General features: G+C 59.2%; 12 protein-coding genes. 6 read left to right on the plus strand and 6 right to left on the minus strand.

Translation table 11 applies throughout. The features are described from left to right. Positions 1 to 13 precede the first annotated feature (13 nt). On the minus strand, positions 14 to 1,591 hold the full coding sequence (locus ACQUWM_RS10140) for a flavin-containing monooxygenase (RefSeq protein WP_406998651.1): 1,578 nt from the start codon (positions 1,589 to 1,591) through the stop codon (positions 14 to 16). Positions 1,592 to 1,920: 329 nt separating this feature from the next. Between ACQUWM_RS10140 and ACQUWM_RS10145 the strand changes: the two genes are divergently transcribed. The 3 genes from ACQUWM_RS10145 (at position 1,921) to pntB (ending at position 5,652) form a co-directional block, all read left to right on the plus strand. Beyond that, positions 1,921 to 2,553: a TetR family transcriptional regulator gene (locus ACQUWM_RS10145; protein ID WP_406998649.1), complete on the plus strand. Its 633-nt coding sequence runs from the start codon at positions 1,921 to 1,923 to the stop codon at positions 2,551 to 2,553. A gap of 114 nt (positions 2,554 to 2,667) precedes the next feature. Beyond that, complete coding sequence (locus ACQUWM_RS10150; protein ID WP_428922058.1) at positions 2,668 to 4,245, plus strand: Re/Si-specific NAD(P)(+) transhydrogenase subunit alpha; 1,578 nt, start codon at positions 2,668 to 2,670, stop codon at positions 4,243 to 4,245. A 12-nt stretch (positions 4,246 to 4,257) separates the two neighbouring features. Then, the gene (gene pntB, locus ACQUWM_RS10155) at positions 4,258 to 5,652 is read left to right on the plus strand and encodes a Re/Si-specific NAD(P)(+) transhydrogenase subunit beta (RefSeq protein WP_406998645.1); all 1,395 of its coding nucleotides are present in this window, start codon (positions 4,258 to 4,260) and stop codon (positions 5,650 to 5,652) included. Positions 5,653 to 5,772: 120 nt separating this feature from the next. Here the strand turns inward: pntB and ACQUWM_RS10160 are convergent, their stop codons facing one another. The 3 genes from ACQUWM_RS10160 to ACQUWM_RS10170 form a co-directional block, all read right to left on the minus strand. Next, positions 5,773 to 6,366 (minus strand): exopolysaccharide biosynthesis protein, encoded by a 594-nt coding sequence (locus ACQUWM_RS10160; protein WP_406998643.1) that lies wholly within the window; start codon positions 6,364 to 6,366, stop codon positions 5,773 to 5,775. A gap of 26 nt (positions 6,367 to 6,392) precedes the next feature. Then, entirely contained in the window at positions 6,393 to 6,704 is a 312-nt protein-coding gene (gene bamE / locus ACQUWM_RS10165) for an outer membrane protein assembly factor BamE domain-containing protein (RefSeq protein ID WP_406998641.1), read from the minus strand. Between the two features lie 127 nt (positions 6,705 to 6,831). Beyond that, the gene (locus tag ACQUWM_RS10170; protein ID WP_428922059.1) at positions 6,832 to 7,944 is read right to left on the minus strand and encodes an NADH:flavin oxidoreductase; all 1,113 of its coding nucleotides are present in this window, start codon (positions 7,942 to 7,944) and stop codon (positions 6,832 to 6,834) included. Positions 7,945 to 8,034: 90 nt separating this feature from the next. On the opposite strand from ACQUWM_RS10170, the gene ACQUWM_RS10175 reads away from it, so the two are divergent. Together ACQUWM_RS10175 and ACQUWM_RS10180 are read left to right on the plus strand one after the other, a co-directional pair. Beyond that, a complete protein-coding gene (locus ACQUWM_RS10175; RefSeq protein ID WP_406989594.1) occupies positions 8,035 to 8,490 on the plus strand; it encodes a winged helix-turn-helix transcriptional regulator in 456 nt (151 codons plus the stop codon). A 157-nt stretch (positions 8,491 to 8,647) separates the two neighbouring features. Further along, positions 8,648 to 9,406: an OmpW/AlkL family protein gene (locus tag ACQUWM_RS10180; protein ID WP_428922060.1), complete on the plus strand. Its 759-nt coding sequence runs from the start codon at positions 8,648 to 8,650 to the stop codon at positions 9,404 to 9,406. Between the two features lie 106 nt (positions 9,407 to 9,512). On the opposite strand, the gene ACQUWM_RS10185 is transcribed toward ACQUWM_RS10180, so the two are convergent. Continuing rightward, the gene (locus ACQUWM_RS10185) at positions 9,513 to 10,832 is read right to left on the minus strand and encodes a DEAD/DEAH box helicase (RefSeq protein ID WP_428922061.1); all 1,320 of its coding nucleotides are present in this window, start codon (positions 10,830 to 10,832) and stop codon (positions 9,513 to 9,515) included. 412 nt (positions 10,833 to 11,244) lie between these two features. Here ACQUWM_RS10185 and mltF point away from each other — a divergent pair, with 412 nt between their 5' ends. After that, complete coding sequence (mltF, locus tag ACQUWM_RS10190) at positions 11,245 to 12,621, plus strand: membrane-bound lytic murein transglycosylase MltF (RefSeq protein WP_428922062.1); 1,377 nt, start codon at positions 11,245 to 11,247, stop codon at positions 12,619 to 12,621. Between the two features lie 8 nt (positions 12,622 to 12,629). Here mltF and ACQUWM_RS10195 read toward each other — a convergent pair whose 3' ends face one another. Beyond that, positions 12,630 to 14,339, minus strand: a complete 1,710-nt coding sequence (locus ACQUWM_RS10195; RefSeq protein ID WP_406998632.1) for an alpha/beta fold hydrolase — start codon at positions 14,337 to 14,339, stop codon at positions 12,630 to 12,632. Between the last annotated feature and the right edge of the window lies 1 nt (position 14,340).

The raw sequence follows: 14,340 nt of genomic DNA on the forward strand, positions 1-14,340 counted from the left end.
CCGGCCAGGGCACTTACAACGCTGGAGCGGCCTCGCCCACTTCTACAGCCTCTGGCTCACACACATACTGCGCCGCATCAAATCGCTTTGTCTGCTGGCGGAACTGCCAGGTGAAGCCCGGCCACAGTGTGGTGTTCTTGCCGTTTTCATTCACGTACCAGCTCTTACAGCCAGTCTGCCAGACGGAGTCACCAAGCTTGGCGTGGATGGAGGCGTTGTATTTGCTCAGGGCGTCTTCCTTCACTTCCACGCTCTTCCAGCCGTGCTTCTGCATTTTCTTCAGAGCATCCAGCACGTACTGGATCTGGCTTTCGATCATGTACACCATGGAGCTGTGGCCGAGGCCGGTGTTGGGGCCCATCAGCATGAAGAAGTTGGGGAAGCCGTTGATGGTACTGCCCTTATAGGCTTCCGCGCCTTCTTTCCAGGCGTCCAGCAGGTCCTGGCCGTTGCGACCATAGACCATGCCGGCCGGGATCGGGTCCTGGGCCTTGAAGCCGGTGCCGTAGATGATGCAGTCCACTTCCCGCTCGTTGCCGTTGTTATCGACAATGACATTACCGCGCACTTCGCGGATGCCGTCGGTGAGCACGTCCACGTTGTCCTGGGCCAGGGCCGGGTAGTAGTTGTTGGAGATCAGCACCCGCTTGCAGCCGAAGTGGAAATCCGGGGTTACTTTCTTGCGCAGTTCCTTGTCCTTGATCTGGTTGCGGATGTGGCGACGGGCCTGCAACTCACCGATCTTGAGGATGCGCGGGTTGCCCACGAAGCCCAGTACCCGCGCTTCCAGGGTCCAGTAGATGCTCTGGCGGAAGGCGTTCAGGGTCTGCGGGAACTTGCGGAACATCAGTTTCTCCAGCGGACGGATCTCGCGGTCCGGCTTGGGCACGATCCACGGCGGGGTACGCTGGTACAGGTCCAGGTGACCGGCCTCTTTGGCCACTTCCGGGACGAACTGGATCGCAGAGGCGCCGGTACCAATCACTGCAACCCGCTTGCCTTTGAAGTCGTAGCTGTGGTCCCAGTCCTGGGAGTGGAAGCTCTTGCCGGTGAAGCTCTCGATACCCTTGATGTGCGGGTAGGCCGGGGTGCTCAGGCCGCCCATGCCGGAGACCACAACATCAGCCTTGAAAGAGCTGAACTCTGGCAGGTCTTTATCTTTGCGATCCAGTTTGTCGCCGGGGTTGAGTCCTTTTTCCTGCATGTAGGCCCACAGTTTCGGGCTGTCGCAGGTTTCGACGGTCCAGCTCTGGGTCTTTTCGTCAAACTTTGCACCGGCCACGTGGGTGTTCAGACGCACGTGCTTCATCAGGTCGTATTTTTCAGCACACTGACGCAGGTAGGCCTGGATTTCTTTTTGCTGGGCGAACATGCGGCTCCAGTTCGGGTTTTGTTCGAACGAGAAGGAGTACAGGGCAGACTGCACGTCACAGGCGCAACCCGGGTAGTGGTTTTCGTGCCAGGTGCCGCCGACATCGTCGCTTTGCTCGAGGATCACGAAGTTGTCATATCCGGCTTCTTTGAGCTTGATGCCCATGCCCAGGCCGGAGAATCCGGTGCCGATGATGGCAATTTGTGCTGACTGACTCATAACTCTACCTCGTTGTTCGCTGGCCCATTGGCCTTGCCTGTTGTTGTCTGTTTCGCCATGATGATTGACGGTATACACATGTATACACGTCTCGGTAGACAGCTGTATACTCCGCTTCATCTAGAAACGGTCTATTGGCCTTACGTGACAACTGATTGTCCTGTCTTCCGGGCTTCCGGACTTCGCGGGAGGGTCTGGTTGGGCGGGCAGGGCTTCCGAAAACCGCTGCGAGTACGTCCATGTACGCTTGCTCTCCGCCATCCTTGGCTACGAGCATTTTCGGAAGCCCTGCCCGCCCAACCAGACCATTAACTTTGGGTGGAAATCGCATGAACGTTTTAACCGGTGGGAAGCTGAAGCTGGTACAGGCTGGCCTTCGTCTGATTACCGAAAGCCGTAGCCTGACATCATTGGGACTTCGGGAACTGGCCCGCGAGGCGGGGCTCAATCCGAATACCTTTTACCGTCACTTCAAAAACCTGGACGAGTTCGGGCTGCAGGTGCTGGGATACATCGCCGCAGACATGAAGTCCGGCGTGCGGGAGCTCCGGCAAATGGCAGAATCTTCGGAGCAGGCTTCCCACGATACCGTCGCGTTTGTGTACCACTACTTTCTATCTAATCCTTCAGCGACCACCGTCGCGGTGCGGGAACTCCATGGTCCTTCTCCGCTGTTGCGCAAGGCCCTGGAAGCTCAGCTCAATGCCAGTGCCCGGGAAATGGCGGAGGATATTATCGAGCGGCAACTGGTCAGTGCCGTGCCGCCGGAAACCATTCACGAAATTTCCCGCATGACCATTCGCTACATTCTGTTCCGGGCCATGGATTACATCGAAAAACCGGAGCAGCGGGAGACCATTCAGCAGGAAACAGAGCGTTTTATTAACCGGCAGTTCCGGGGCGCCATGTTGGATAACCTGTCCCAGGATGAGATCGAAAAACTGGTGAACCAGTCCTCCTGACGGGTGAAGTAACTTACCGTTTTTTGGGGTATTCCGGGCAATTCCGTCAACTTGAACTAGTATGTGGGTATCCAGACAACTGGTTCATCGGGCAACCCGGAGGACATTCCAACAATGAAAATAGGTATCCCCAGAGAAATCTTCAAGGATGAGCGGCGGGTAGCAGCCACACCACCGTCTGTTCACAAACTCGTTGGCCTTGGTTACGAGGTTGTTGTCGAAGCTGGCGCTGGCGAGGCCGCCAATTATTCGGATGAAGCCTACGAAAAAGTGGGGGCGGCGATAGCGGCCGATACCACGTTACTGTGGCAGGAAGCGGACTTTATCCTGAAGGTTCGCGCCCCCATGGAAAACCCCGCCCTGAACAAGCATGAAGTGGACTTGATGAAAGAGGGGGCGTTTCTGGTCAGCTATCTCTGGCCGGCGCAGAATCCGGAGCTGCTGGAGAAACTGGCAGCCAGGAAGATTACTTCGTTCGCCATCGACAGTCTGCCCCGCATCAGTCGCGCCCAGAAGATGGATGCCCTCAGCGCCATGGCGAATATTGCCGGCTATCGGGCGGTGATTGAGGCAGCCAACAACTTCGGGCGTTTCTTTACCGGGCAGGTGACGGCAGCAGGCAAGGTGCCGCCGGCTAAGATCATGGTGATCGGGGCTGGTGTGGCGGGCCTCGCTGCGATCGGCGCCGCCAACAGCATGGGCGCTATCGTTCGCGCCTTTGATACTCGTCTGGAGGTTAAGGAACAGGTCGAGAGTATGGGTGCCGAATTCCTTGAGCTGGATTTTGGGGACGAAGAAGGCAGCGGCAGTGGCGGCTACGCCAAGCAGATGAGCGATGAGTTCATCAAGGCGGAGATGGCGCTGTTCGCTGAGCAGGCTAAAGAGGTGGACATCATCATCACCACCGCGCTGATTCCCGGCAAGCCTGCACCGAAACTGATCACCGCCGACATGGTGAAATCCATGAAACCCGGCAGCGTGATTGTCGATTTGGCTTCGGAACGTGGCGGCAACTGCGAACTGACGGAGCCGGGCACGGTGGCCCATCACCATGGCGTGACGCTGATCGGCTACACCGACCTGCCCAGCCGCATGGCCAAGGTGGCCAGCGATCTTTATGCCACCAACCTGGTGCACCTGCTCACTGAACTGACCCCGGAGAAGGACGGCGAGCCCCAGGTCAACATGGAAGACGATGTCATCCGTGGTCTGACGGTGGTGCGGGAGAACGACATTACCTGGCCACCACCCCAGCCGGAGGCGCCGGTCAGCCCCAAACCGGCGCCGGGCACGGAGGAGCCGTCGGCTGCCGACAAGGCCGCGGCAAAGAAAGACGCCCACCGCCGCAGCCTGATTGGCAGGAGTGCCCTGCTGATCGTGACGGCCCTCGCGCTCTATGCAGTTGGCGCCCACGCGCCGGAAAGCTTCCTGCAACACTTTACGGTGTTTGTGCTGGCCTGCTTTATCGGCTGGCAGGTGATCTGGAACGTGACGCCGTCCCTGCACACCCCCCTGATGAGTGTGACCAACGCCATCAGCGGCATCATTGTGATCGGTGCCATTCTGCATCTGGCCCAGGCGGAGAATATTGCCGTCGGCATTATGGCCTTTGTCGCGGTGCTGATTGCCAGCATCAACGTGGGGGGCGGCTTCCGGGTCACCCATCGCATGCTCAAAATGTTCCGCAAGTAGGAGGCGCCCGATATGAGCACAGGATTGGTGAGCGTGGCCTACGTGGTCGCAAGTATCTGTTTTATCCTCAGCCTGGGCGGCCTTAGCCACCAGGAATCCGCACGGCGCGGTAACCTCTACGGCGTCGCCGGCATCATCATCGCGGTGGGGGCCACCCTCGCCAGCGTGGGTGACGGCGGCGTTATCGCTATTGTGATTGCGGTGCTACTTGGCGCCGGCATTGGGATTCCCATCGCCAACAAGGTGGAAATGACCCAAATGCCACAATTGGTCGCCCTGCTCCACAGCTTTGTCGGTCTGGCAGCCGTGCTGGTGGGCTTTTCCGGCTACATCGAACCGCTGATTGCAACGGTCGGAGCGGAACACACCATCAAACTGGTGGAGGTGTTTGTGGGCATCTTTATCGGTGCAGTGACCTTCACCGGTTCGCTGGTGGCCTGCGGCAAGCTGGACGGGCGCATCGACAGCAAGGCCCTCACCCTGCCCGGCCGGCACCTGATGAACCTGGTGGCGGTTATCGCCTGCGTGTTGCTGGGGGCCTGGTTCCTCGGTACCGACAGCATGGCATTTGGCCTGATCTCCCTGGTGCTGATGACCGCCATTGCCTCGGTGCTCGGCATTCACCTGATCATGGCCATCGGCGGGGCCGATATGCCGGTGGTGGTGTCCATGCTCAACAGTTATTCCGGGTGGGCTGCCGCCTCCATCGGCTTTATGCTGGGCAACGACCTGCTGATTGTAGTGGGTGCCCTGGTGGGCAGCAGCGGCGCCATCCTTAGTTACATCATGTGCAAGGCCATGAACCGGTCGTTTATCAGTGTGATCCTCGGCGGTTTTGGCCAGACGACAAGCAGCGCCAGCGCTACCGATCCGGACCAGACGGTGTACGAATCCAGTGCCGATGAAGTCTGCGAGGAACTGCGCAACGCCGATTCCGTCATCATCGTGCCCGGCTATGGCATGGCGGTGGCCCAGGCTCAGAACGGAGTCAGCGATATGACCCGGATACTGCGTGAGCGGGGCGTGAACGTGCGATTTGGTATCCACCCGGTGGCCGGCCGTCTGCCCGGGCACATGAACGTGCTGCTGGCGGAAGCTCACGTACCCTACGACATCGTGCTGGAAATGGACGAGATCAACGCCGATTTCCCGGAAACCGACGTGGTGCTGGTGATCGGCGCCAACGATACGGTGAACCCGGCCGCCGCCGAGGATCCCGGCAGCCCCATTGCCGGCATGCCGGTACTGGAGGTATGGAAAGCGCGGCAGGTGGTGGTTCTCAAGCGGGGCATGGCCACCGGTTATTCCGGTGTCGAGAACCCGCTGTTCTTCAAGGACAACACCCGCATGCTGTTCGGTGACGCCAAGGAAAGTATCGACAAACTGGTAGGAGGGTTGCGGGGCTGATCGATCAGGCCTCTGCCACTCTTGCTAAAACCGCTCAATCTGCCGGGACTGACTCTGGTTGTCCCGGCAGCCCGGTTCGATCAGATCGCGGCAGAAGCGCCTATCAACTCGGCCTGCTACTTATCCACCAAGGTTGCGGACAAGCATGATGGGGCCGGTCAGAGAGATCCCCCAGGCGAACAGGGCCAGCAAGCCATCCCTCGAAATCATGGTCAGGCCAAATAGCACAAGGGCTACGCCGGCAATACTGGAGCTGAACGGGACAACTTCCGTTGCCGGCATCACCACGGCAATCACCATGCAACCCAGCGCCATCGCATAAAGTCCGGGCCCCTTGACCAACAGGGTAAGCCGCGGGCGGATCAGGCGATCAATCTTTCTGGCGGGCGGGCGCAACAACGTCAGTCCCTGCAAGAGCTTCTGGCGTGCCACCTTCCGCTGCACCAGCCACCCCGGCAACCAGAAATGCTGTCGCCCCAGCAGAACCTGTCCCAGGGTCAACAGGGTCAGCAACCCCATCAGCGTCGGTATTCCCGGCACACCGCTCAGCGGTGTAACCAGGATGAGCCCCACCAGAAGCACCACGGGCCCGAACGTTCTGCGCCCTATGGCATCCATCATTTCCCCGATGGACACGTGGGAACGGTCGGTCACCACGGCCTCCAACCGGTCCAGTAACTGCTCTATATTCGCCGGGTCACTCTGGTCATCCATTACCCCAGCCTCCCGCGTCCTGGCGCCTATTCGGTGGTGTTATAAACGTAGGATGCCACCGTTCCGTCCTGATTGAATCGCACCACCAGGTCCGTTGTTTCGGCGTCACCAAAGGCAGACCAGCGGTACTTGCCGTATGTCCAGGTGCGCTTGCCATCCTCAACACCGGTGCGCCAGGGCTCGCCAAACATGTCCTGAATATCCGCCCGGGTGGTTTCTCCGATTTCGATCTGGTCAACATTGTGGGTGGCAAAGTCCTGGCCGACGGTGGCACAGCCGGCAACGGTTAACGACAAGACAACCAGAATCATGGCAGAAAAAGATGCAACGGGCCTCATGATATATCCTTTTTTTGATGATCAGGCCGTCAATCATACGGGTTTTGAAACAAGGTTAAATTACAGCACAGACAGACACAAAAAAGCCCCGGCGGCTGGCCGGGGCTCACGTCAACGCGTCATACAATCAGTAAAGCTTGGCCAGTGACTTCTTGGCAAACGCCTCCACTTCGTGGATGCGGCCTTCCTTCACCTTGACCAGCCATTCCGGATCCTGCAGCAGGGCACGACCAACGGCGATCAGCTCGAACTCGTGGTTGTTCATACGCTCCACCAGTTCGTCGATGCCGGCCTGCTCCACCGCTTCTTTCTTGCTGGCGAAGGTGCCGCTGATGAAGTCTTCGGTCAGGCCCACGCTGCCAACAGACATGGTCGGCTTGCCAGACAGCTTCTGGGTCCAGCCCGCCAGGTTGAGGTCGGAACCTTCGAATTCCGGTTCCCAGAAACGGCGGGTCGATGCGTGGAAGATATCCACACCGGCGTCCACCAGGGGCTTGAGGAACTGTTCCAGCTCCTCCGGCGTATTGACCAGTTTCGCCTCATAATCCTGCTGCTTCCACTGGGAGAACCGCAGCATAATCGGGAAATCCGGGCCCACGCGGTGGCGCACGGCTTCGATGATTTCCACCACAAAGCGCAGACGGTTTTCCATGCTGCCGCCGTACTCATCGTCACGCTGGTTAGTGCCTTCCCACAGGAACTGGTCCAGCAGGTAACCGTGGGCACCGTGGATCTCGACACCGTCGAAACCCAGCGCCTTGGCATCCTGAGCGGCGTCGGCGAAGGCATTGATCACATCGTCAATGTCGCCCTTGCTCATGGCCTTGCCGTTGGGCTTGCCCGGCGCAAACAGGCCGGATGGGCTGTAACCCGGCACTTTCGGATCTGGCTCCGTGCCTTCCTTGCGCACCGCACCCACATGCCACAACTGGGGGAAGATAGCGCCGCCGGCTTCATGAACCGCATCAACAACGTCCTTCCAGCCGGCAAGGGCTTTGTCGCCGTGGAAAAACGGCACGTTCGGGTAACCGTTGGCGCCGGGATGGTTCACCGTGGTGCCTTCAGTGATCAGCAGTCCCACGCCACCTTCGGCGCGACGACGGTAATAGTCCACCACTTCCTGACTCGGCGCATTGCCTGGCGAGAAATTGCGAGTCATCGGTGCCATGGCAACGCGGTTGCGCAGGGTCAGGTTATGGATTTCGAAGGGGTCAAACATAGGACCAAGATTCATGCTCATAGTAGATCGCAACCTCATTAATCTGGTTTCTTTATGCAACCCTATTTAATCTGGTTTTAAAATGCAACCCTATTAGGTAGACTTCCCGATATGGCCAGAAAACGTTTTGATGATTCCAGTTGCTCCGTCGCCCGTGCCCTGAATGAAGTGGGGGACTGGTGGTCTCTGCTTGTGGTGCTGCACGCCATGTATGGCACCCGTCGCTTTGTGGACTTCCAGCAGGAACTGGGCATTGCCCGCAACATCCTCTGTGACCGTCTGGCCCGATTGGTGGACAACGAAGTCCTGAAAAAAGTGGATGTGGGCGAACACGGCTCCCGCTTCGAGTACCGTCTGACCGAGAAAGGCCGTGACCTGTTCCCGATCGTGATTGCCCTGCGCCAGTGGGGTGACAAGTGGAACCCGGCGCCGGATCAGGCGCCGCTGGATCTTCGGGACCGTGAAACCGGTCGCACCATTCGCCCGGTGGAAGTCCAGGATGTCGATGGCAAACCGCTGACGGTTCGTGATGTATTCGTGCCGGACGGCAAAAAGAAGACCGGCTGACAAGCCGTCTTCCCCCTCACCTGCCATTTTATTGAGTTGAATCAATCTCTCAGCGAACACTCCGATACCGGGCGCGTAGACTTGCGCCATATCAAGTTTCCACTCGCCATAGTCCTTAACCTGTCGCCATCGACTATTCAGGTTCAAGGAGATGTCCATGTCCCGTACGTTCACTTTCAGTGTTATGGCTGCCGGCATTCTGGCAGCAGCCCCTGTTGCTCAGGCCTATGAGGCCGGTGATTTCATGTTGCGGGCCGGCCCCGCCCACGCAGCCCCGGATGACTCCAGTAGTGACCTGGCGTTTTCAGGGAAAGGCCCGCTGGCCGGCCAGGATCTGGCGTTGCCGGGTACCGGTGTGGCCGTCGATTCCAACAGTCAGCTCGGGATCACGGCGACCTACATGGTCACCTCCCACATTGGCGTTGGCGTTCTGGGAGCCACTCCATTCAAGCACAACATCAGCGGTGCTGATGGCCTGGACGGCGTTGGCAAGCTGGCGGAAACCAAACACTTACCACCCACACTGACCCTTCAGTATTTTCCCATGGACAGCGCATCCCGGCTTCAGCCATACGCTGGCGTGGGTGTTAACTACACTACCTTCTTTGAGGAAAAAACCACCAATACGCTCAATGCCGTGATTGATTCCGTGGCACAGGCAAACTTCGGCACCCCTGCAGGCACTGTTGACGGTTCGAAACTGGATCTGGATGACAGTGTTGGCGTTGCCCTGGAGCTGGGCGTTGATTACATGCTGGACGAGCATTTCGGGCTGAACGCAGCCATTTGGTGGGTAGATCTTGAAACTGACGCCACCATCACGGCGCTGTCCGGCGACACGGAAGTGGGCGAGATCACCACGGACGTGGAAATCGATCCGATGGTTTACATGGTGGGCTTTACCTACAAGTTCTGATCCCCGTGCCCGCCGGAAACCTCACGGTCTGTGGGTTTCCGGCAGGTACGTTCTCTTGTGCGGGGCTTCGGCCCCGCCTTTTTATTGCAGCAATGCCGGGGGCCGGTTACGCGCTTTGGCGAGCCGGTGAACGCCGGCCCTGACCACCGCCGCCGTTCTGGCTGCGGCCGCCACTGCGACCAGCCGGCTTGGCGCCAAAGCTGCGGCCATTGCCGGCCGGTTTGCCGTTACCACCACCGTTACGATTACGGGCACGGCTCGGATCGGCCTTGGCTTTGGGCTTGAGCGGCAGGTTGTTGGTCGGCTCGAAGCCTTCCACGCTCTTGCGCGGCAGTTGCTTCTTGATCAGCCTTTCGATACCCGCCAGCATCTTGCCTTCATCGGCACTGACCAATGACAGCGCGTGGCCACTTTCACCGGCACGACCGGTACGGCCAATACGGTGAACATAATCTTCCGGCACATTGGGCAACTCGAAGTTCACCACCTGGGGCAACTGTTTGATGTCGAGGCCACGGGCCGCGATATCGGTTGCTACCAGCACACGCACTTCACCCTGCTTGAAGTCCGCCAGCGCACGGGTGCGGGCACCCTGTGACTTGTTGCCATGGATCGCCGCAGCGGTAATACCGTCGCGCTCCAGTTTCTGGGTCAGGCGGTTGGCGCCATGCTTGGTACGGGTAAACACCAGCACCTGCTCCCAGGCATTGTCACGCACCAGCTTGCTCAGCAGGGCGGTTTTCTGGCTCTGGTCTACCGGGTAGACGGACTGCTTGATGCTTTCCGCCGCGGTATTACGGGCCGCGACTTCCACCTGAACCGGGTTATCCAGCAGGCCCTTGGCCAGGGTGCGAATCTCGTTGGAGAAGGTGGCGGAGAACAGCAGGTTCTGGCGTTTGGCCGGCAACAGCGCAAGGATCTTGCGAATGTCACGAATGAAGCCCATGTCCAGCATGCGGTCGGCTTCGTCGAGCACCAGGATTTCCACTTCGTTGAAGCGAACGGCGTTCTGCTGGTACAGGTCCATCAGCCGACCCGGTGTTGCCACCAGTACGTCCAGACCCTTGCGCAGCTTCATCATCTGCGGATTGATTTTCACGCCACCGAAAACCACAGCGGCCTTGGTGGGAACGTATTTGCTGTACAGGTTTACACTGTCGTGAACCTGAGCCGCCAACTCACGGGTGGGCGTCAGGATCAGGGCACGGGGACCCTTGCCGGTGCGCGGGTTCTCACCAATGCGCTGCAACAGCGGCAGGGTAAAGCCGGCGGTTTTGCCGGTGCCGGTCTGGGCGGCAGCCATCACATCCCGGCCAGAAAGCACGGCAGGAATTGCCTGGGCCTGAATGGGAGACGGGGTATCATAACCCTGATCGGAAGTGGCACGGACCAGCTGCTCGGACAAACCGAGTGAAGAAAAACTCATATTGGATCAACTCTTGATTGTTCTGCCTCCACGACCACCGTTCTCGGCGAATGCGGGCAGATGCCATGAAAATTCATGGAATAATAGACGACTACGGTCACGCGCCGTTAACGGGGTGACGTCCTCTGACAGGTCGTATCGGATAGGTCGCAAAGGGCACAGGGCCGGAAACTGCGGAAATCCTTAGAGGCAGGATGCAGGCACGGTAACAGAGGGTCCGGGAAATAGCCATAGGTGCTTTTCATAACTTTTTATAATTATTTACTCTGCAGATGCGCTAAACCGTTCTCCCCCGATTGGGCCAAACTGGCGATTGTACAGCCGACAATCCCCACCTCGTTGAATTCAAAGTGATACATTCAGGTTACGGGTTCGTAACCAGACACGTCACTTACAACAAGAGAGGTCTTCAATGACTCCGACCCTGAAAATTGCATTGGTCGCCCTGACCGCTACTGCCCTTGTCGGTTGCGGCCAGAGCGACACTTCCAGCGGAACATCTGCCAAGCAACTGGCGCCACCGGAAGAAACCGGCGTGCTGGAAGTAGCCACCCGCAATGGGTCCACGACCTACTACCTGGATCGTCACGAAAATCCCATCGGCCCGGAACACAGCCTGGTCACCCGCTTTGCCGAGAGTAAAGGCTGGCAGGTGCAGTGGACCATGCATGATTCCACCTCTGATGTACTAAAAGCACTGGAATCCGGAGCCACCCATCTTGCCGCAGCCGGTCTGACACACCTGCCCTCACGGACAGAACGCTTCACCCAGGGCCCGGCCCACACCGAAATTACCGAACAGCTGGTGTGCCATCGGGAAATGCGCCCGCTTCCCCGCAAGCCCGAGGCTCTGGCTGACGTAGGCATTACGGTGACAGCGGATTCAAGCTACGTGGAAACCCTGAACAGTCTGGCAACGGAGCATGAGGGCGTCGAATTCAAGGAGGACGACGGTCGGACAACCGAAGTATTGCTGTCTGCGGTTGCAGAGCAATCCCTCGATTGCACCGTGGCTGATTCCAACATTGTTCAGGTCATGCGCCGCCACTTCCCTCATCTTGAAGTAGCGATGAACCTGAGCTCCGGCAAGAACCTGGGATGGTACCTCCCGGCCGGGTCCGAGGAACTGGCAGGCAGCGCCCGCGAATGGATGAACAGTACCGCCGGCGATGAAGCCATCGGTTTTATGGAAAGCCGGTATTACGCTTACATCGGCGAGTTTGATTTTGTCGACCTGAGAGCACTGAACCGCCGCCTTGAAGAGCGGCTTCCCAAATTTGTCACTCACTTCGCTGACGCGGAAGCCACCACCGGGATGCCCGCTGACCTGCTGGCTGCGCTGTCCTACCAGGAGTCTCACTGGGATCCCGCTGCGGTATCCGCCACCGGGGTTCGGGGCATCATGATGCTGACCAAGAATACCGCGCAATCCCTGGGCGTCACCGACCGCCTCGACCCGGTGGCCGCCATTGACGGCGGTGCGCGTTACCTGGCCGATCGTCATCGCCGCCTGCCGGATACCATTCCGGAACCAGACCGCACCTTCCTGGCCCTGGCCAGCTACAACATCGGTCGCGGTCACTTGCTGGACGCCCGCCAACTGGCGCGGGACCTGGGCAAAAATCCGGATTCCTGGGATGACATGAAAGAAGTGCTGCCCCTGAAGGCCGACAAGCGCTACTACCCCAAAACCCGTTACGGTTATGCTCGGGGATATGAACCGGTTCACTACGTGCAGCGCATTCGTAACTATCGGGATGTGATCAGTGTTGCCTTTGACGACGGCTAGCCCGGGCGTTAGCTGACAAAACCCTTGAGGATCTTCTCCCAGCGTTCGTAGATGAAGAAGTGGCCCCCGTCGGGCAACAGGGTCAACTCGCTGTTGGTGAGCCATTCGTCCAGGCGAATGGCCTGCTGCACGTCCACCTGGCCATCCTGGTGGCCGTGCCAAAGATAAACCGGAAGATTCAGCTGGTCCGGTGAGAGATCGGGGGTACGGGCCACGGCCTTAAGATCCTCCACAAACCCTCCGGAGCCGCGACTGCAGGACTCCGCCATGGCCCGCACATACTGGTCCCGGGTTTCCGGGTCTTCCAGCAGCCGCCGGTCAGCGTCCGATCCCAGATGCTTGCGGGGATTCCGCAGGATACTCCGGGCCATCTGGTTGAGGATTTTTTCCGCCAGCGATGGCGCTTTGTCCGCCAACGTCACAGCCAGACGAAACAGCCCCTTCAGCGGACGCCCGCCGGGATCGGTCTGGGGCGGAGCCAGGGCAGACACCAGCCCCAGCCTTTCAACACGCTCACCCAGGTGGGCCGCACAATGCAGCGCCAGAAAGCCGCCCAGCGAATACCCCAGCAGCAGGAAGCGATCCAGCTCCAGGTGATCCGCCAGCGCCGCCACGTCCTCAGCTAGGTGGTGGGTGGTGCGATCCTCCAGGGCATCGGATCGGCCATACCCCGGCCGGTCTGGCACAATCAGCCGCAGGTTGAGGCGATGGAGGACGTCCAGGCTACCGGGCACTTCCAGGCGAGACCCGCGCACACTGTGGAAAAAGATAATCGGGCGTCCGCCCGGCTCGCCATACTGGCAATAGGACAGCGTTCGCCCGTCCGCTGTCTGGAAGTAACGAGTTTCGATTTCATCCTCGCGCTGCCAGGACGCGGTGCGATCGGTCATCTCCGGCAGGCTGTTGCCGATCGGGGCAAGTCCGGACAGAATCAGCGACACCAGCTCCGCCTGACGGCTGGTGTCGGTCTTGCGGAAAATGGACTTGAACTGGCTGCGCACCGTATGTTCCGACACACCACGGCGTTCTGCCATTTCACTCAACGACAGCCCCTCAATCAGGTGCCGCGTGAGAGACGCTTCCGCCGAGCTCAGGCCATAGAGATCGGCGACCGTGGCCTCGTTCACCAGATTGTTGATGTCAGGATTGGAAATGAACAGCGTGACAACGGAAGCGTCCTGTCGCTCAGACTCCCGCACCACATCCGCCGGACACACCATCAGGGATACCGCGCGCGCCGCACTATGGTCGTTGAGCATCAGGGTGTGACTGGTGCCCGCCCGCAAAGACTGCTGGATGGACTGATGCAGAGTACGGTGGTGTTCGCGGTTGTTGATCCGAACGCGCCCGCCATGATTACCGAGAATGCCACTCTCGCGCAGGCTGATGTCGGCCTGACGGTTCATGGTCAGGATATTGAGGCCATCATCCACCAGAGCGATGCCCACCGGTAACATTTCCAGGGTCTGCCCCAGCAGATCCTGGGCAGTCTCGCCCTGGCGCATCGCCTGCTCCATCTCCAGCGCCTGACTGATATGGGGCAGCAGCTCATCCATGATCCGGCTACGGGCGTCACGATCCCGATAGACCGGGTCCTCATCGAACGGATTGGCGGTTTCCTTCAGGGCGCTGACCAGCTCCGGCCAGCGCTCCCGGTCCTGTGCGGCCTGGTAAACCAGCAGCGCCAGCTCTGAGGTGGTAAACGGTTGTGAAGACATG

Source organism: Marinobacter sp. DUT-3 (genome assembly GCF_050379435.1).
GTDB lineage: Bacteria > Pseudomonadota > Gammaproteobacteria > Pseudomonadales > Oleiphilaceae > Marinobacter.